The 18,311-nt window shown below is 74.4% G+C and carries 15 protein-coding genes; 8 read left to right on the top strand and 7 right to left on the bottom strand.

Annotated elements, in window-relative coordinates; genetic code table 11:
* Positions 1-7: 7 nt before the first annotated feature.
* Positions 8-1,576 carry a phytoene desaturase family protein gene (locus tag IE118_RS16980; protein WP_189558758.1) on the top strand — a complete coding sequence of 523 codons (1,569 nt, stop codon included), beginning with the start codon at positions 8-10 and terminating at the stop codon, positions 1,574-1,576.
* A gap of 11 nt (positions 1,577-1,587) precedes the next feature.
* Here IE118_RS16980 and IE118_RS16975 read toward each other — a convergent pair whose 3' ends face one another.
* Entirely contained in the window at positions 1,588-3,366 is a 1,779-nt protein-coding gene (locus IE118_RS16975; protein WP_189558757.1) for a serine hydrolase domain-containing protein, read from the bottom strand.
* Between the two features lie 209 nt (positions 3,367-3,575).
* Here IE118_RS16975 and IE118_RS16970 point away from each other — a divergent pair, with 209 nt between their 5' ends.
* The 5 genes from IE118_RS16970 to IE118_RS16950 all read left to right on the top strand — a co-directional run bounded on the left by IE118_RS16970 (position 3,576) and on the right by IE118_RS16950 (position 6,841).
* On the top strand, positions 3,576-4,154 hold the full coding sequence (locus tag IE118_RS16970) for a TetR/AcrR family transcriptional regulator (RefSeq protein ID WP_189558756.1): 579 nt from the start codon (positions 3,576-3,578) through the stop codon (positions 4,152-4,154).
* A 116-nt stretch (positions 4,155-4,270) separates the two neighbouring features.
* Positions 4,271-4,513, top strand: coding sequence for a DUF397 domain-containing protein (locus tag IE118_RS16965; RefSeq protein WP_189558755.1), 243 nt, complete (start codon positions 4,271-4,273; stop codon positions 4,511-4,513).
* A 129-nt stretch (positions 4,514-4,642) separates the two neighbouring features.
* Positions 4,643-5,554 (top strand): universal stress protein, encoded by a 912-nt coding sequence (locus tag IE118_RS16960; protein ID WP_189558754.1) that lies wholly within the window; start codon positions 4,643-4,645, stop codon positions 5,552-5,554.
* Between the two features lie 131 nt (positions 5,555-5,685).
* Positions 5,686-6,288 carry a CGNR zinc finger domain-containing protein gene (locus IE118_RS16955; protein ID WP_189558753.1) on the top strand — a complete coding sequence of 201 codons (603 nt, stop codon included), beginning with the start codon at positions 5,686-5,688 and terminating at the stop codon, positions 6,286-6,288.
* Positions 6,289-6,343: 55 nt separating this feature from the next.
* Entirely contained in the window at positions 6,344-6,841 is a 498-nt protein-coding gene (locus tag IE118_RS16950; protein WP_189558752.1) for a glycosyltransferase family protein, read from the top strand.
* Between the two features lie 56 nt (positions 6,842-6,897).
* On the opposite strand, the gene IE118_RS16945 is transcribed toward IE118_RS16950, so the two are convergent.
* Positions 6,898-8,898, bottom strand: coding sequence for an N-acetylmuramoyl-L-alanine amidase (locus IE118_RS16945; RefSeq protein WP_189558751.1), 2,001 nt, complete (start codon positions 8,896-8,898; stop codon positions 6,898-6,900).
* A 254-nt stretch (positions 8,899-9,152) separates the two neighbouring features.
* Entirely contained in the window at positions 9,153-10,280 is a 1,128-nt protein-coding gene (locus IE118_RS16940; protein WP_189558750.1) for an aminoglycoside phosphotransferase family protein, read from the bottom strand.
* A gap of 235 nt (positions 10,281-10,515) precedes the next feature.
* Here IE118_RS16940 and IE118_RS16935 point away from each other — a divergent pair, with 235 nt between their 5' ends.
* Positions 10,516-12,003: a DNA-binding protein NsdB gene (locus IE118_RS16935; RefSeq protein WP_189558749.1), complete on the top strand. Its 1,488-nt coding sequence runs from the start codon at positions 10,516-10,518 to the stop codon at positions 12,001-12,003.
* A gap of 24 nt (positions 12,004-12,027) precedes the next feature.
* Here IE118_RS16935 and IE118_RS16930 read toward each other — a convergent pair whose 3' ends face one another.
* The 3 genes from IE118_RS16930 to IE118_RS16920 form a co-directional block, all read right to left on the bottom strand.
* Entirely contained in the window at positions 12,028-13,464 is a 1,437-nt protein-coding gene (locus tag IE118_RS16930; RefSeq protein ID WP_189558748.1) for a PP2C family protein-serine/threonine phosphatase, read from the bottom strand.
* Between the two features lie 295 nt (positions 13,465-13,759).
* Positions 13,760-14,857, bottom strand: coding sequence for a baeRF3 domain-containing protein (locus tag IE118_RS16925; RefSeq protein ID WP_189558747.1), 1,098 nt, complete (start codon positions 14,855-14,857; stop codon positions 13,760-13,762).
* 323 nt (positions 14,858-15,180) lie between these two features.
* Positions 15,181-16,782, bottom strand: a complete 1,602-nt coding sequence (locus IE118_RS16920) for an alpha/beta hydrolase (RefSeq protein ID WP_189559109.1) — start codon at positions 16,780-16,782, stop codon at positions 15,181-15,183.
* A 300-nt stretch (positions 16,783-17,082) separates the two neighbouring features.
* Between IE118_RS16920 and IE118_RS34620 the strand changes: the two genes are divergently transcribed.
* Entirely contained in the window at positions 17,083-17,700 is a 618-nt protein-coding gene (locus tag IE118_RS34620) for a chaplin (RefSeq protein WP_229846838.1), read from the top strand.
* A 105-nt stretch (positions 17,701-17,805) separates the two neighbouring features.
* Here IE118_RS34620 and IE118_RS16910 read toward each other — a convergent pair whose 3' ends face one another.
* Positions 17,806-18,291 (bottom strand): nucleoside deaminase, encoded by a 486-nt coding sequence (locus tag IE118_RS16910; RefSeq protein WP_189558745.1) that lies wholly within the window; start codon positions 18,289-18,291, stop codon positions 17,806-17,808.
* Positions 18,292-18,311: the final 20 nt, after the last annotated feature.

Below are 18,311 nucleotides of genomic sequence, written 5' to 3'. Positions count from 1 at the left end.
AAGGACCATGACCGCACCCGTGGAACCCCGGACGTACGACGCCGTCATCGTCGGCGGAGGCCACAACGGCCTCGTCGCCGCCGCCTACCTCGCCCGGGCCGGGCGTTCCGTGCTGGTGCTGGAGCGGCTGGACCACACCGGCGGGGCGGCCGTCTCCACCCGCCCGTTCGCCGGCGTCGACGCACGGCTCTCCCGGTACTCGTACCTGGTCAGCCTGCTGCCCCGGAAGATCCTCCGCGACCTGGATGTCGACGTCCGGCTGAGCACCCGCGCCATCTCCTCCTACACCCCCACCGAACGCGGCGGACGCCCCACCGGGCTGCTCGTCGGCGGCGGCGAGCAGCGCACCCGCGAGGCGTTCGCCCGGCTCACCGGGTCCGACCGCGAGTACCTGGCCTGGCAGCGCTTCTACGACCTGACGGGGCGCGTCGCCCGCCGCGTCTTCCCCACCCTCACCGGGCCCCTGCCCACCCGGGACGAACTGCGCCGCGCCGTCGACGACGAGGAGGCCTGGCGGATCCTCTTCGAGGAGCCCCTCGGCATCGCCGTCGAGGAGCGCTTCGCCGACGACCTGGTGCGCGGCGTCGTCCTCACCGACGCCCTCATCGGCACCTTCGCCGACGCCCACGACCCCTCGCTCGCGCAGAACCGCTGCTTCCTCTACCACGTCATCGGCGGCGGCACCGGCGCCTGGGACGTGCCGGTGGGCGGTATGGGCGCCCTCACCGACGCGCTGGCCGACGCGGCCCGCGCCGCCGGGGCGGTCGTCGCCACCGGCCACGAGGCGGTACGCGTCGACACCGACGGGCGCACGGCCGAGGTCACCCACCGCACCGCCGACGGCGAGGGCGTCGTCGGCGCGCGGCACGTGCTGGTCAACGCCTCCCCGCGGGAACTCGCGCGGCTCACCGGCGACACGCCCCCGCCGCCCGCCGAGGGCGCCCAGCTGAAGGTGAACATGCTGCTCCAGCGGCTGCCCCGGCTGCGCGACAGCTCGGTCGACCCGCGCGAGGCGTTCGCCGGCACCTTCCACATCGCCGAGGGGTACGGACAACTCGGCACCGCGCACGCCCAGGCCGCCGCCGGTGAGCTGCCCGCCGCACCGCCCTCCGAGATCTACTGCCACTCCCTCACCGACCCGACGATCCTCGGGGCGGACCTGGCCGCGCGGGGCTTCCACACCCTCACCCTGTTCGGACTGCACACCCCCGCGCGGCTGTTCGAGCGGGACAACGACGCCGTGCGCGGGGAACTGCTGACGTCGACGCTCGCCCAGCTCGACGCCCACCTGGCCGAGCCCCTCGCCGACTGCCTGGCCACCGACGCCGACGGACGCCCCTGTCTGGAGGCCAGGTCCCCGCTGGACCTGGAACGTGACCTCGGGCTGCCCGGGGGCAACATCTTCCACCGCGAGCTCTCCTGGCCCCACGCCCAGGAGGGCACCGGCCGCTGGGGCGTGGAGACCCGGCACGCCAACGTCCTGCTGTGCGGCGCGGGCGCGGTGCGCGGCGGCGGGGTGAGCGGAGTGCCGGGGCACAACGCGGCCATGGCGGTCCTGGAGGCGGGGGAGGCGTGACGCGCCGGGGGTCAGTCGGCCGACCGCGTCCAGCCCTCCGCCCGCAGGCGCGCCGCGTCGGCCGGGCGCCTCTCGTCGAAGAGCCGCCCGCCGGGCGTCTCGACGCGCAGCGTGCCGACGTAGGCGCCGCGTCCTACGTACAGCCGGTCCGTCGTGTACCGCCAGCGCAGGGTGAGGGCGCGCGCGGCGGGCAGCACGGCGGTCAGTTCGTGCCAGACCCGTCCGGACCAGCCGGTGGCCGTCCCGGACGGGTGCGGCTCCGGCTCGGCGCCGCGCCGCACGGTGGTGAACGGCACCGGCCGCCACCCGGCGCCGTCCTCCGTGCCGGCCTCCAGGGCGAGGGCGTCGGCGCCGGGCTCGGTGTCCCACCACAGCGGGCAGCGCAGCCGGGCCGCGCCGGAGGAGGTGTCCAGCGCGGGCAGGGTGAGGGTGGCCGTGGCGGAGCTCGCCATCCCCGAGAACCACGCGGTGCGGCCCCGGGCCGGCCGGACCGGCACCGCGCGGGCCAACCGGTTCGCCGCGGCCACTCGGGGCGCCGAACCGGAACGCCAACTGCGCACCGGGTGCACGGAGTTGCCCAGCACCACGAGGAACGAGTCGGTCGTCGGGTCGAGCACCAGGGACGTCCCGGTGAAGCCGGTGTGGCCCGCCGTGCGCGGGGTGGCCATCGCGCCCATGTACCAGTGCTGGTGGAGTTCGAAGCCCAGGCCGTGCTCGTCGCCCGGGAAGGCGGTGTTGAAGTCCGTGAACATCAGCTCCACCGACTCCCGCGCCAGGATCCGCGCCCGGCCGTAGGCACCGCCGTTGAGCAGGGTCCGCCCGAGGACCGCCAGGTCCCAGGCGTCGGAGAACACCCCCGCGTGGCCGGCGACCCCGCCCAGGCTGTGGGCGTTCTCGTCGTGCACCTCGCCCCACACCAGCCCCCGGTCCAGGCCGGACCACGGCCTGCGGGCGTCCTCCGTCGCCGCGATGCGGGACCTCCAGGAGGCGGGCGGGTTGTAGCGGGTACTGCGCAGGTCCAGCGGGCCGGTGATCTCCTCGCGCAGGAGGACGTCGAGGCGACGGCCGGTGACCTCCTCCAGCACCAGCTGGAGCGAGATCAGGTTCAGGTCCGAGTAGCGGTACACCGTCCCGGGCGGGGCGGTCGGCGCCTCGTCGAGGACGAGCCGCACCTTCTCCTCGTGGGTGGGCGCGTCGTACAGCGGGATCCAGGCCCGGAAACCCGAGGTGTGAGTGAGCAGATGACGGATCGTCATGTCCTGCTTGCCCGCGCGGCCGAACTCCGGGAGGTACGTGGCGACGGCCCCCTCCAGCGCCAGCCGGCCCCGCTCGATCTGCTGCACGGCGAGGATCGAGGTGAACAGCTTCGACACCGACGCCAGGTCGAAGACGGTGTCCTCGGCCATCGGGATCTGCTGGTCCGGCGGGAACTCCACCCCGCTGTCGGTCTTCTCGTCGTACGCCCGGTAGCGCACCGCCATGCCGATGGGCCGGTGCAGGGCCACCGTGCCGCCGCGGCCGGCGAGCAGTACGGCCCCCGCGTACCAGGGGTGTGCGGGGGAGGGGGCGAGGAACGCCTCGGCGTCGGTGACCAGCTGCCGCAGCGGGGCGGAGAGCAGGCCGGCGCGGTGCGCCGGTCCGTACCGCAGGGTCGGACGGCCGTCGGGGTACGGTGCGGCCGCCGACGCCGGGTCGGCCGGGAGGGCCGCGAACGCCAGCGCACCGCCCAGGGCCAGTGTGCCCGCGCCCAGCCGGCGCCGGGTGATGCCTCTCGCCCCGTCGTCCGCCATCAGGTTCCTCCCGTGCCGGGCCCTCGCGCGAGGGCTGGAAGAATTTTTCGCCGATCCCCGTGCGGGGTGAAACTTTCCTGTCATGGGCGTCCGGTGTCAATGGGGCGTGCGCGGCCGCCCGGGGTGTCCCGGCGGGGAAGGGACGACTCCAGGCGCAGTACTCTGACCGGAGTGGTGTGAGGGGACGACCGGCAGGCGGGGTGGCGGCAGTGGTGAGACGGAACGAGCAGCGGCGGGCCGCGCTGGTCGACGCGGCGATCGAGGTGCTGGCCAGGGACGGCGCCCGGGGACTGACCTTCCGGGCGGTGGACACCGGGGCCGCCGTGCCCCCGGGCACCGCGTCGAACTACTTCACCTCGCGCGACGACCTCCTCACCCAGGCCGGCGCCCGGGTCTACGAGCGGCTCCAGCCGGACGAGGAGACCGTCGCCAGGCAGCGGGCCGCCGGGCGCGACCGGCAGGTCTACGTGACGCTGATGCGCGAACTGGTCGGCCGCATCGCCTCGTTCCGCACCGGCTACCTCGCCCTCCTCGAACTCCGGCTGGAGGCCACCCGGCGGCCCGGACTGCGCCAGGTGCTCACCGAACGGGTCCGCGCCGACATGGAGGCCAACGTCCGCTATCACGAGGAGTCCGGTCTCCCCGGCGACGCGACCGCCGTCAAGCTGCTGTACCTCGCGCTCAACTGGCTGATCGTCGAACAGCTCACCCTGCCCGACGTCCTCCCGCCGGAGGAGCGCGACCGGCTGGTGCGGGCCGCGGTCGAACGGATCGTGGCCGACGGGTAGCCGGCCCGGACCCCGCGCCCGCCCACGCCGCCCGCCGGTACTTCCTCCACGGCCTGTCGGCGGCCGGACCCTGTCGCTAGGCTGACCGCGGACGACGAATCGGGAGGAGCACGGACGTGGCCGAGAGCACCACCCAGCAGCGCCCGCTCACGGGCTGGGACAAGCCGGACCTGGACCTCAGCAACGCGCATTGGCAGTCCAGCAGTCGGGGCAGAGGCGATGTCCAGATCGCCTTCGTGGAGGGTTTCATCGCCATGCGCAACAGTGGCCGCCCGGAGAGCCCTTCCCTGATCTTCACCCCCGCCGAATGGGGCGCCTTCGTGTCGGGCGCCCGCGAAGGGGAGTTCGACCTGACCTGAGCCCCGGCCGCCGCGGGACGTGTTCCGCGCGTTTTTCCGGACACGCGAGCTGAAGTGCCGTCGCCGGGCCGCGCCTGAGTCAGGCTGGCCCGGTCAAGGCGAAGGTCCGTACTCCGGAGGCGAGGAATGATGAGTACCCAGCCGGTCGTCGCGGCGGTCGACGGTTCGGAAGACAGCCTGCGTGCCCTGGAGTGGGCCCTCGACGCCGCCCGCCGGCGCGAGGCGACGCTGCGGATCGTGCACGTGCGCCAGCTCGCCCCCTGGACCCAGCCGGAGGTGCTCGCGGCCGGACCGCCCGACCCCGGCGAGGACCCGGTCCTCGAACAGGTGCGCGCCCACCTGGCGAAGCAGGACGCCCTGCCCGCCGTGCAGTACGTCGCGCTCGAGGGGGCGCCCGGCGCGTTGCTGCCCGAGCTGGGGGCGACGTCCGGGCTGCTGGTGCTCGGCTCGCGCGGACGCGGCGGTTTCGCGAGCCTGCTGCTCGGCTCCAATTCCCTGGCCGCGGCCCGGGACGCGGAGTGCCCCGTCGTCGTGGTGCCCCGCCCGGCGCGGGGCGACGACGCCCCGCCCGCCCCGTCCGCCGCTGACGGCGGGCCGGTGGTGGTCGGCATGAACGCCGACAGTCCCGACGATGCCACGCTCGGCTTCGCCTTCGCCGAGGCCGCGCTCCGCGGCGGCCGGCTCAGGATCGTCGCCGCGTATCCGTGGCCGCTGCAGACCTGGATGCTGCCGGGGGAGATGCCGCCCCCGGACATCGACCAGGACGCGGTCGAACACGAGACGAGGGTCCTCGCCGAGGGGTTCCTCGCACCGCACCGGGAACGGCACGCCGGGGTCACGACCGAGGTCGTGGTGCTGCCGGGGGACGCCGCGGGCCATCTGGTCGAGGCGTCCCGGGAGGCGGCACTGGTGATCATCGGGCGCCACCGGCGCCGTCTGCTGGCGCCCGCCCGGATGATGGGCTCGGTCACCCAGGCGGTCCTGCTCCACGCGGAGAGCCCCGTGGCCGTGGTGCCCCCGGCTCCGGGAGAGGACTCGTAACCCGGGCCCCCGCGACGGGACGGCTCCCGCTCCCGGGCCGGACGGGCCCCTCGACCCGGGCCCCCGCGACGGGACGGCTCCCGCTCCCGGGCCGGACGGGTCGAAGGCGGAAGCCCCCTATCATCGGGTGCATGCGGGACCCGATCAGCAGGGACGCCCAGCTCGTGCTGGACCTGGCCTCCACCCTCCGCCACGACGGCGCCGGCCAAGTCGCCGACGACCTGACCGACCCCGCCGGCCTCACCGCCTGGGTGCACGCCCACCCCCACACGCTCCCCGGCGCCGGGCGCCACACCGCCGACCCCCACGCGCTCACCGCCGTCCGTGACCTGCGCGGCGCCGTCCGCACGCTGTTCGCCCACGCCGTCCGCCCGGCGCGGCCCAGCCCCGCGGACGGCGCCCGCCTCCTCCCCGTCCCCGAGGCGCTGCGGCGCCTCAACGAGGCGGCCGCCCGCACCCCCACCGTCCCGGTCCTCGCCTGGGACGAGGGCGGGGAGCCCGTCGTCGGGCGCCGGCCCGTCCCGGACGGCGAGGACCAGCTGACCGCGGTGCTCGCACGGGCCGCCATCGCCTTCCTCGCGGGCCCCGAGCGGGAGCGGCTGCGCGCCTGCCACGCCCCGCGCTGCGTGCGCTACTTCCTGAAGGAACACCCGCGCCAGGAGTGGTGCAAGCCCTCCTGCGGCAACCGCGCCCGGGTGGCCCGCCACCACGAGCGGCACCGGCGGACGGGGTAGACCGAGGGGCTCGCCCGGACGTCCGAATGCCGGTCCGGGCACGTACCATGGCGGCATGTCGTTCCTCCGCCGCCGCAGTGCCACGCCCGCCGGGCCCGACTTCGACGTCCTGGCCATGGACCCGGGCGACTGGCCCGGCAACCTGGGTGCCGGGCTGCTGCCCGCCCCCGACGGAAGCTGCCAGGGCGTCTTCCTGCGGTACGACCTGTTCGGCGGCCGCGGCCCCGCGATGATCATCGGCAATCTGCCCGAGGGTTCGCCGGCCCGGGAGGTCCCCGAGGGAGAGGTGCCCTTCGAGGTCGGACAGCTGCTGCTGGCGCTCGAGAACGACGAGGAGGTGACCGTCGTCGGCACCGAGGACGTGCCGGTGATGCAGGGCGACAACCTGCTGATCGTGCGCCGCGTCAAGCTGTCCGAGGGCCGGATCTCCTGCGTCCAGTTCGACCGCAGCGACAACGTCCTGGTGACCATCGCCGCCTGGGACCGCCCCATCACCGACGACCTGTACGCCCTCCTCAAGCCCCTGCCCGCGGAACTGTTCCAGCAGGGCTGACGCCCGGGGCCGGGTCCCTCCGGAACCCGGCCCGCGTCATGACGCCCCCCGCGCCGCTACGACGGCGTGACGGTCACGTCCGCCGCCCGCACGAAGCCGACCCGGTGGCCGAACTGGATCTGGTAGTACCGGTCCTCGCCCCGGACCACCCGGTGCGACGCCCCGTCGAAGGTCACCGCGTAGTAGTACTCGCCCGGCACCTTGCCCCCGGTCACGTACTTCTGTCCCTTCGGCACCGTGTACGGCAGCGGTGACACCGCCTGCGCCGGCACGCCCTCCGGGTACGCCTCCTTCTCCGGGTACGCCCTGCCGTACACGGGCACGGAGTCGAGCCCCTTCCTCGGCGTGACGACCTCGACCCGGGCGGGCACCGCGGTGGGCCGCTCAGCGGGGTTGCGGAACCAGGCCTTCTGCCCGAGGTACCAGATGGCCGTCCAGTCGCCCCAGCGGTCGGCGACCGCGTACTGCTGTCCGGTGGAGACCCGGGAGGACAGGTCGTTCACCCCGGTGGTCGGGGCCGGGCCGAGGCCGATGTCCCGGATCAGCGGGGAGCTCTCGTCGTGGTCGGAGTACAGTCGCACCGCGCTGGACCCGTGCGTCGCGCAGGGCTCGCCCGCGCTCTCGCAGCCGGTGAAGACCGGCCGGTTGGCGGCGTAGTCGGGGCGGATGGTGACCACGCCCGCGTTCCGGCCTGCCGTCGCCTTCAGGGGACGGCCCAGCAGTTCGAAGTAGTGCCGCCAGTCCCAGTACGGCCCCGGGTCGGTGTGCATGCCGGGAACGGTGGCCGTGGTCGGCCCCGGCACCGTGTCGTGGCCGAGGATGTGCTGCCGGTCCAGTGGGATGCCGTACTTCCCGGCCAGATACCTCACCAGCCGGGCCGAGGACCGGTACATCGCCTCGGTGTACCAGGCGTCCGGTTCCGCCAGGAAACCCTCGTGCTCCAGGCCGATCGACGCCGCGTTGACGTACCAGTTGCCCGCGTGCCAGGCCACGTCCTTCGCCTTCACGTGCTGGGCGATGTGACCGTCGGTGGAGCGCAGACTGTACTGCCAGGACACGTAGGTGGGGTCCTGCACCATGTCGAGGACACCCTCCCAGGCGCCCTCCGTGTCATGGACGACGATGTACCGGATCGGCTGCGAGGACGGCCGGTTCCCCAGGTCGTGGTTGCCGTAGTCACCCTCCCCGAACTCCTCGTACGGTGCCGGGATCCACTCGCACGACACGGTCTCCGGGCACTCCGTCCCGGCCGCGGACGCCCCCCGCAGTCCGGCGCGCGCCAGCGCCGAGGTGTCGGGCACCAGGCCGGGGCGGGCGGCCAGCGCGACGCGCTGCCCCGCGTCCGTGACCCGTTGCCCACCGGCGCGGATCACCTCGAACACGTCGTTCGCGTACGCGGCGGCCGTCGCCGTGTCGTCGGCGCCGGAGAAGAGCGCCACGGCCGCGTACCAGTGGGCCGGGTCGTCGCTCGCCGGCGCACCCAGCCGTCGCTGCGCCTCGGCCAGCAGGGCGGCGCCGCCCGCCACGTTCGCGGCCGGGTCCTCGCGCAGCCGCTCGGGTCCGAGCCCGGTCAGCCGGGCCGCCTCGGGCAGTGTGGTCAGCCGGTCCGGCAGCTCGGCGGTGCGTGGCGCCCGCGTCTGCGGACGAAGCGGCGGCCGGGCGTCGTCGCCCCGGGGGTCCTCCGTGCCCTCGCCGTGGTGCCCGGACGCGGCGAGCGCGGCCCGGGCGTCCGTGAGGTGCATCGGCCCGTAGCCACCGGTCACACTCGGCGCACCCCCGTGCGCGTCCCAGCGGGACTGGAGGTAGGAGACGCCCAGCAGCACGCTCTGCGGCACGTCGTACCGGGCGGACGCGGCGGCGAACGCCTCCTGCAGCCGGGAGGGGGCCGGCGGTGCGGGCGTGGGCGCCACGCCCAGCAGGGGCAGCGTCAGGGCCGCGGCGACGAGGGCGCGCAGGGCGACGGGGGTCCTCCCGGCCGAGCGCAGCCGAGCGCGGGCGAGGGGGGCGCGCCGGGTCCGGCCGGTCGCGCGCGCGGGGTCGGCGGGGGGTGGTCGCAAGGCAGCCTCCTGGGACGGACGGGCACGGAACGCCGTGTGGAGCCGAGCGGTGCGAGTCAGTGCTACCGGTCGGCTGACCATCCGTCAATCATGCTCAGGAGCCCGCCTTCACCGGCCGGTCCCGGCCTGCGGTGCGTCAGTGGCGTACACCAATGGTCCCCTGGGTGAGCGCCCCGGCGCGGGTGTTCCGGTCCGTCCGGCCCGGTGGGTCTCCCGCACCCGACTGCCCGCCGTCGCGGGCAGCCGACACGGGTTCAGCGGGTGCCCACCGCCGCGCGCACTGCCCGCCGGGCGAGTTGGCAGTCGTCGTGCAGACGGCGCAGCAGCAGCCGCTGCTCCTCGCCGGAGGGCGTGCCACCGGGGTGAGGGGCCGGGGCCGCCTCGTGCATGGAGCGCTGCACCGCCGTCTCGTAGGTGCGGATCTCCCGGGTCAGCACCAGCATCAGGTTCACCAGGAAGGCGTCCCGTGAGGCGGGCCCGGCCGACTGGGCGATCTGGCTGATCTGGCGGCGGGCCACCGGAGCGTCCCCGAGGACCGACCAGAGTGTCGCCAGGTCGTAGCCCGGCAGGTACCAGCCCGCGTGCTCCCAGTCCACCAGCACCGGTCCGGCCGGTGAGATCAGGATGTTCGACAGCAGCGCGTCGCCGTGGCAGAACTGGCCCATGCCCTGGCGTCCGGTCGCCAGCGCGATGCCGTGCAGGAGCTTCTGCAGGTCGCCGAGGTCGCGGTCGGTGAGCAGCCCCAGTTCGTGGTAGCGGGAGATACGGGCCGCGTAGTCCAGTGGCGCGTCGAACGTACCGGCCGGCGGCCGCCAGGAGTTCAGCCGGCAGATCGCGCCGAGTGCCGCCCTGATGTCCGCCCGCGGTGGCGCCTCCACCGGGTGCCGCTGGAGCGCCGCCACGCGGCCGGGCAGCCGCTCGATCACCAGCGTGCAGTTGTCCGGATCCGCCGCGATCAGCCGGGGCGCCCGCACGGGGGGGCGGTGCCGGACGAACGAGCGGTATGCCGCTATTTCGTGGCGGATCCGCTCGCTCCACGCGGGGGAGTGGTCCAGTAAGCACTTGGCGACCGCGGTGCTGCGCCCGGTGGTGCCGACCAGCAGGACGGACCTGCCGGTGCGGCGCAGCACCTGGACCGGGGCGAACTCCGGACAGATGCGGTGCACCGAGGCGAGCGCGGTGCGCAGCTGGGCGCCCTGCGGGCCGGACAGGTCGAGCCTCCCGCTGAGCGGCTGGGTACCCGGTCCCGCCGTGCGCCGTGGGCTGCCCGCGCCGAGGACGGGGGCAGCCGGGCGCGCGGGGGAGAGGTAGGGGCCGCTGTCCGACGGACGCGGGCGCAGCGGCCGGGGCGGGGCGGACACGGAGGACGATGCTGCGTACATGGGTGATACAGATCCCTTCGTGTGCCTGTGACGTCAGTGCACCACCCGGCCCTGCCGCCCGGGCGCACCCTGGGGGAATGCCCCTGCGGCGACGGGGTCGTGGTGGCGCGTTCCTACTCGACACCGGATGACCCCTGGCACACCATCTGGCGGACCCTGGCGAACCCTGGCGAATAGTCGCCCGGCAACCTGCACCGGGCTACTGTCAACTCAGCCGAGAACCTGGGGGCTTGACGTGAGCGGACAACCCAACACCCGGCTCTCGGACCTGTTCGGCCTGGCCGGCTGGTCCAAGGGCGAACTCGCGAGGCTGGTCAACCGGCAGGCGGCGGCCATGGGCCACCCCCAGCTGGCGACCGACACCTCCCGGGTGCGGCGGTGGATCGACATGGGAGAGATCCCGCGCGATCCCGTGCCGCGGGTGCTGGCGGCCCTGTTCACCGAGCGTCTCGGCCGTGTCGTGACCATCGAGGATCTCGGTCTGGTCCGGCACGGGCGTACGGGGAAACGGCCACGCCCCGGGAGTGCGGAACATCCCGACGGAGTGCCGTGGGCGCCCGAGCGGACAGCCGAGGTCCTCACCGAATTCACGGGAATGGACCTCATGCTCAACCGACGCGGCCTGGTGGGCGCGGGCGCCGCGCTCACCGCGGGCTCCGCACTCAGCAGCGCCATGCACGACTGGCTGCACACCGATCCGGCCCTGACCGCCGACGCTCCCCGTCTCCACGATCCCCTGCACGCCGACCCCGCGGGCTTCGACCGCTACGAGGCCGCTCCCATCGGCTCGCAGGAGATCGAGGAACTGGAGCGCTCCGTGGAGGTGTTCCGTGCCTGGGACGCCGCCCGGGGCGGGGGCCTCCAGCGCAAGGCGGTGGTCGGCCAGCTCAACGAGGTGGGCGGCATGCTCGCCTACCACCACCCGCCCCATCTCCAGCGGCGCCTGTGGGGCGTCGCCGCCAACCTCGCCGTGCTCGCCGGCTGGATGTCCCACGACGTCGGCATGGAACCCACGGCGCAGAAGTACTTCGTCATCGCCGCCCACGCGGCCCGGGAGGGCGGCGACCGCCCGCGCGCCGGTGAGGCGCTGTCCCGGGCGGCCCGTCAGATGGTGCACCTCGGGCGGCCCGACGAGGCACTGGACCTGATGAAGCTCGCCCAGTCCGGCTCGGGCGAGGAGGTGCTGCCGCGCACCCGCGCGATGTTCCACACCATCGAGGCGTGGGCGCAGGCGTCCATGGGCAAGGGACAGGCGATGCGCCGCACCCTGGGCCGGGCCGAGGACCTGTTCGTCTCCGACAAGGGGGACGTGCCGCCGCCGAACTGGATGCAGCTGTTCAACGAGGCGGACCTGTACGGCATGCAGGCCCTGGCGTACCGGACGCTCGCGGAGTTCGAGCCGGACGCCGCGGCGCACGCCCAGCACTACGCGGACAAGGCACTGGCGCTCCGGGTCGAGGCGCAGCAGCGGTCCAAGATCTTCGACTTCCTGTCCATGGCCTCCGCCTGCTTCATCGCGGACGATCCCGAACAGGCGGACCGGTTCGCGCGGCTCGCCCTGGTGTCGATGGGCCAGAACTCCTCGCGCCGCACCTGGGACCGGCTGCGCCAGATGTACCGTCTCACCGCCGAGTACTCCTCCTATCCGAAGATCCAGGAGCTCAGGGAGGAGATCGAGTCGGCGCTGCCCAGGCCCCGCAAGGGCGACACCGCCCGGGCGTGACGGCCCGGCGCCTGCGGGTCCGGGTCAGGAGGCGATCCGCGCCACCAGTACGCAGGCGTGGCCGGTGCGTTCTTCCCTCCCGCCGTACTCCCGCACCACGGCCCGGACGCAGTCCCGGGCGGTGCGGATTCCGGCGAGGACGGGAGCGAGGGGGAGGAGCCGGTGGGCAGCTCCCGTTCCGGCGTGCCCGGGCACCAGTGCGTCGGTGTGCAGGAGCAGCAGATCACCGGCCTCGAGGGTCTCCTCGGCCTGTCCGTAGGAGGAGCCCGGGGCGGCGCCGAGCGGGACGCCCCGGGGCGCCTCCAGGGCACGCCCCGTCCCGTCGCGGAACAGCAGCGGTGCGGGGTGTCCGGCCTGTGCCCACGCCAGGGAGCGGGTCGCGGGCCGGTAGCGCAGACAGAGGGCGCTGCCGAGGGCCGGCTGCGCCCCGGCCTCCAGTAATCCGTTGAGGCAGGTGAGCAGCGGGCCCGGTTCGGCGCCGGTCATCGCCATGCCGCGCACGGCGCCGCGCAGCATGGCCGTGTCCAGGGCGGCGCCGGCGCCCTGTCCGGTCAGCTCGCCGACACCGAACAGCGTGGTGCCGTCGGGCAGTTCGAGGGCGTCGTACCAGTCGCCGTCGACCGGAGCGGGTGCGGACGCCGGCAGGTGGGCGGCGGCGATGTCCAGGACCCGCGCCCCGTCGGGCGGGAGCCGCAGGGAGCCGTGCCACGGTGGCGGCCCGGCCTCCTGCGGTCCGGCCGCGAGCCGGTGCCCGGTCCGCGCGGCGGCGTGCCGGTGGTGGTGCAGCGAGTCACGGGTCTCGCTCACCGCCCGCCGGCAGCGGCGCAGTGCGCTGACGTCCCGCAGCACGGCCCACATCGAGGCGGTGCCGCCGTCGGCGCCGAGCACCGGTTCGCCCATCATGTGCACGGTCCGGACGCCGTCGCCGGGGCGCAGGACGCGGAACTCGCCGTCGATCGGGCGGCCGTCGACGAGACAGCCGGTGACCATCGCGGTCAGGGAGGGCCGGTCCTCGTCGACGACCAGTGACGGCAGTTCGTCGAGGGTGAGCGGGGGCGCGGACGGGTCGCGGCCCAGGATGCGGTAGAGCTCGCCGGACCAGCTCACCTCGTCGGTGAGCAGGTTCCACTCGGCGCTGCCGACCCGGGCGAGGAGGGAGTCGGGGTGCGGCTCGGGCGCCGCGGCGGGCTCCGCGCCGGGCGGGCCCGACGGACCGGGCACGGGTGCCGGGTCGTCACGCAGTTGCGCCAAGTGCTGGTCCAGATCGTCCAGTTGGTGCAGTGCCAGGTCGTACAGGGCGCGCCGCCAGCGTTCCCTCGGGTCCGTCGCGTCGTCCGGTGTGCCGCGCCGTACGGCGTCCACGTCGCCCTTGAGCCGCCGGGCCTGCGAGATGAGCGCGTCGACCGGGCCGCGCGGTGGCGGCTGGGCGGCGGGGCGGTCCGCGGAGAGGTGGGACGGCATGACGCACTCCGATGCGGGACGGTTCGGCCTTCGGGCGGACGGAGGGACCGTTACGACTGTTGCACAGCCCGCGACAGCCCGTAAGAGATTCGGCAACACCCGACAAGGCGGTGCCGTTGGCATATGCCACCGTCTTCTCGGGGTCACTTCGGAGCCTGCGTCCGGGATGCGTTCGCGGCCTCAACTCTCATGATACGCAAGTGATTTGAGGTCGAATCGGGGTCGCGGATCTGCTCACTCACACGTTCGACGTTCAGGTGTTTGTCCGTGGGGTGACCGGCGGGTAGCCCCGCAATCAGTAACGCAGGACCGCGGCCATTCCGTCCGCGTCACCGAGCGTGCCGTCCGGGACGAAACGGACCTCGGCGCCCGTCTCCAGGCACTGCTCGACGATCTCGTCCACGATGTCCTCGCGGGCGTCCAGGTCGCCGTCCTCGGCGACGATCAGGTGCTCGCCGGCGTCCCGCACCGTGATCCGGTAGTTCTCCTCGACCGCCAGCAGCCGGACCCGGCCCTCCCGGGCGCTCTGCCACAGCTCGTCCACACCGGCCGCGAACTCCTTGCGCCCGCGAGCCGATTCGAGCGAGCGGGCCACGTCCTCGGTGCGCTTGCGCGCCTCGTCCTCGAGGACCGGCAGCACGGCCTGCCACACCGCCTGGGGCGTCCCGTGCGCCAGCCCGCCGTGCGGGACGTGCACGGCGTCCTTGGCGGTGGCGCTGCCGGCCTCGCCCAGCAGGGACAGGGCGGCGGGATCACCGGTGACGTACAGCGGCCGCGGGTGGTGGCGCAGGACGGCGCCCATCGCCGTGTCGGCCTCGCGCAGGAACCGGCGGGTGTCCTCGTCGCGGAAGTTGCTGGGCTGGTCGCCGGCCCGTTCCTGCCGCTCGGGGTCGAAGTTCGGCTGCTGCCGGACGAGCGGGAAGGCGCCGATCCGTTCCTCGGTGACACGGTCCACGCCGCCGCTCCACAGGGTGGCCCGGTCGGCGGACACCGACAGCACCCAGAACGGCTGTTCCGCGGTGTGGGCGGAGACCAGGTTGCGGGTCAGGAAGGTGTCCGAGAGGACGACTCGTTCGGGCACGCTGCGGGCGAGGGACCACACCTGGTGCTCACCCGGCGCGGCGAAGATCGCCAGGCCGTCCTCGGTGTGCGACAGGTCCACCTCCGCCAGGGCCTCGTCGAGCTGCCGGGCCACGTCGGCGCGCCGGTCCCGGGTGACCGCGGGATCGGCCTCCAGCTTCTTCTTCGCCTCGGCCACCATGTTGCGCAGCCGGACGGCGTCCTGGGTGTCGAGCGGATCGCGCCGGTGCGTCGGCGTCAGCAGGGACACCGCGGGGTAGGGGCGCGGACGGCGAAGCTCGGCAAGGGTCGCGGGACTCAGATCGTGCTCCATGACAGCACCATAGGGCGGATTCCGCGCCAGGGCATTTGGGGCAAAGCCCCGCACGGGCGGGGGCGGCCCGTCCGGGCCGGTGACCGGCGGAGAAGACGGCCCTTCGAGCGCTCTCCGGCGGTTCGGGGGACCGGCCGCCCGTGCGCCGGGGGCGCCACCCGGCGGCCGGAGGCACGCACGGCCGCCGGCGCGCCGGTCGCACGCGCCGGCCCGCCGGCGGGAGGAGGGCCGGGCCGGTCGGCGCGGAGAGCGGCAGCGCCGTGATGTCTCCACGCCTTCGTCGCCGCGGGCGGGGTGGTGGCCAGGGCGGGCGGCCCCGTCGGTCAGAGCCGGTCCTCGTTCTCGCCGCCGCAGGAACTGCCGTTCGGCGGCAGGGAACCGTGCAGCAGGAAGTCGTCGATCGTGCGGTGGACGCAGTCGGACGATCCGTAGCCCGTGTGCCCCTCGCTGCGGTTGTCCAGCACGACGGCCGCGGAGCCGAGCCGCTCGGCCGTCTCCACCGTCCACCGGTACGGTGTCGCGGGGTCGCCCCGGGTGCCGACCAGCAGCATCCGCGCCGTGTCGACGTCCTTGACCCGTTCCCGGATGTAGTCGGTGCCCCTGGGCCGCCCGTAGCAGAGCACCACCTGGGCGAGCCGGTACGGGCCGAACACCGGCGAGGCATCCTCGTAGGCCTCCCGCAACCGGGCCACGTCCCGGGTCAGCCGCTCGGCGTCCGGCCGGTCGGGGTCGTCCGCGCAGTTCACCGCCATCAGCGCCGCCGGCAGGTTGTCCAGCGGCACGTCCTCCGGGTCGGTCAGGGGCTCGTCGGCACGCCGCGGCACGGGCATGCCCGCACCGCCGGTCGCCAGTGCCTCGACCCCGCTGATGTCCCCGTCCTCGACGAGCTCGGCGAGCGCCCGCTGCAGCAGCGGCCACATCTCCTTGGTGTAGAGGCCCTGCGCGATGGCGCCGACCAGGTCCTGACCGGTGAACTCGTAGCCGAAGTCGGTCGGCACCGGGTTCTCGTCGAGCGACTCGACCAGGTCCACGACCTGCGTGCGGGCGCTGCGCGCGTCCTGTCCGAACGGGCAGGAGAGTTCCTCGGTGCACCACGTGAGGAAGTTCTCCAGAGCCGTCTGCTGCCCCCGCGCACTCGCCAGTCCCTGCTCGGCCAGCGGTTCCGTCAGCGTGTCCACGCCGTCCAGTGCCATCCGGCCCACCTTCCGGGGGAACTTGGCCGCGTACACCGCTCCGAGCCGGGTCCCGTAGGAGAACCCCAGGTAGTTGAGCTTCTTGTCGCCGAGCGCCTGACGCATCACGTCCAGGTCGCGGGCGACGTCCACGGTGCCGATGTGCCCGAGTACGGGCCCCGAGTGCTCGGCGCACTCGGCGGCCACCCCGCGCAACTGCCGCAGCACCTCGCCCGGATCGGCCATCTCCTCGCCGTCGGTCGCCTCCAGCGCCTGCTGGGTCGCGTCGGTGCCGCAGCTGACCGGTGAGGAGAGCCCGACGCCGCGGGGGTCGAAGGAGACCACGTCGTAGTCGTCGGTCAGCCCCAGGAAGTCCTTGCGGCCGTGGGCGAGTCCCAGGATCCCGGAACCGCCCGGGCCGCCGAAGTTCAGCACCACCGAGCCGCGCGGGCCGGCGGTCGCCCGGTAGCGGGCGAGGGCCAGTTCGAGGGTGCCCTTGCCGGGATCCCCGTAGTCGAGCGGAACGGTGAGCCTTCCGCACTGCAGGTCCTTCGGCAGGTCCAGGCCCTCGCACGCGGACCACGTGATCCTCTGGTCGTAGAACCGGTCGAGGTCCGAGCCGGTGCGGCCGGTCGCCGTCAGGCCGGTGCCCAGCAGCGCCAGTCCGACCACTCCCGCGGTCGCGCAGCGGCGGACCGAGGGGCGCATCGCGCACCGCCGGAGACGGAGTCGCTCGGACAGCTTGACCAGCATCGATGCCTCCAGGGACGCTCCGACCGGCATCCTCGCCCACCATAAGCGGGCCCCGCGGCCCCTGCCTGTCGGCCGGACCGGGGGCGTCCCCGCGCGCGAGGTCCGTGTGTTCGTCCCCCGGCAGTTCGAGGGGCTTTGCCCGCGGTTCGACCGGCGGGACCCCCGATGGGGTGAACCGGCTGCGGCATACGGATGAGCCATAACCCGGATGCCGCAGCCGCGTTCTATCCGGTGCGGGCGAGCGCCCGCGACCATGTCTGGAAGGGCAGGGAACCTATGAGACGGGTTACCCGTAACGGTGTGATCGCCGTCGCCGCCGCGTCGGGCGCGATGGCCGTGGCGATGCCGGCGTACGCCGGCGCCGGGGCGGACGGTGCCGCGGCCGGTTCACCCGGGGTGGTGGCGGGGAACACCCTCCAGCTCCCGGTGCACGTCCCGGTGAACGTGTGCGGGAACACGGTGAACGTGGTGGGTGTGCTCAACCCCGCCGCGGGCAACACCTGCGTCAACGAGGACAGGGGGGAGCAGGGCGCCCCCGGGGACTCCTCCACCGGGGCGACCGCCGGGAGCGGCACTCAGGGTTCCCCGGGCGTGCTGTCCGGCAACGGTGTCCAGGTGCCCGTGGACCTGCCGGTCAATGTCACCGGCAACAGCGTGAACGTGGTCGGCGTCGGCAACGCCTCCACCGGCAACTCCTCCGCCGACACCGGCGAGCGGCCCGACCGCCCGGAGCGGCCCGAACCCTCCACCCCGCCGCGGAACCTGCCCGCCCCGGTCCCGCAGACGGCCGTGCGGGAGCCCGTCGCCCTCGCCGAAACGGGAGCCGACCGGACGCTGCCGGTGCTCGCGACCGGCGCGGCGCTCTTCCTGAGCGGGGTGGCGCTGTACCGCCGGGCCAGGGCGGGGGCGGTCGGCTGACCGGCCGGAGGAACGATCAGGCGTGCGGGGCCCCGGCAGCCGGGCCGGCGGGGCCCCGCGGCCGCGACCGGCGCGCGGACGAGCGGCCGGCACGAGCGCACGGGGTCAGCTCCGGCCCCGGTGGAAGCGCCGGTGCAGCTCCTTGATCTCCCCGGTCAGCGCGGGGACGGGGCCGTCCACGGTGACACCCGGGGCGACCTCGGCGACGGGCAGCGTCCGCACCGGCGGGGCGGGCACCCCCAGTTCCGTCAGCCAGGACGCCAGCTCCTCGGAGGAGGCGACGTACACGATGCGTCCGAGGCCCACCCAGGCGTGGGCGGCGGCGCACATCGGGCAGTGCTCGCCGGAGGTGTACACCGTGGCCGCGGCCCGTTCGGCGGGGGAGAGGCGTGCCGCGGCCCAGCGCGCCAGCTCGAACTCCGGATGGCGGGTGCGGTCCCCCGAGGCGACGCGGTTGTGGTCCTCGGCGAGCACCGTGCCGTCCCCGGCGACCAGGACCGAACCGAACGGCTCGTCACCGGATTCCAGCGCCTCGGCCGCCAGCTCCACACAGCGCCGCAGGTGCGGCAGTTCGTCATCCTTCACGACCATGGTCCTGCCTCCTCACGGGG

Source organism: Streptomyces pilosus (assembly GCF_014649835.1).
In the GTDB taxonomy this organism is placed as follows: domain Bacteria; phylum Actinomycetota; class Actinomycetes; order Streptomycetales; family Streptomycetaceae; genus Streptomyces; species Streptomyces pilosus.
The sequence above is the reverse complement of the archived record's forward strand: the minus strand, read 5'-3'. Positions and strand labels throughout refer to the sequence as shown.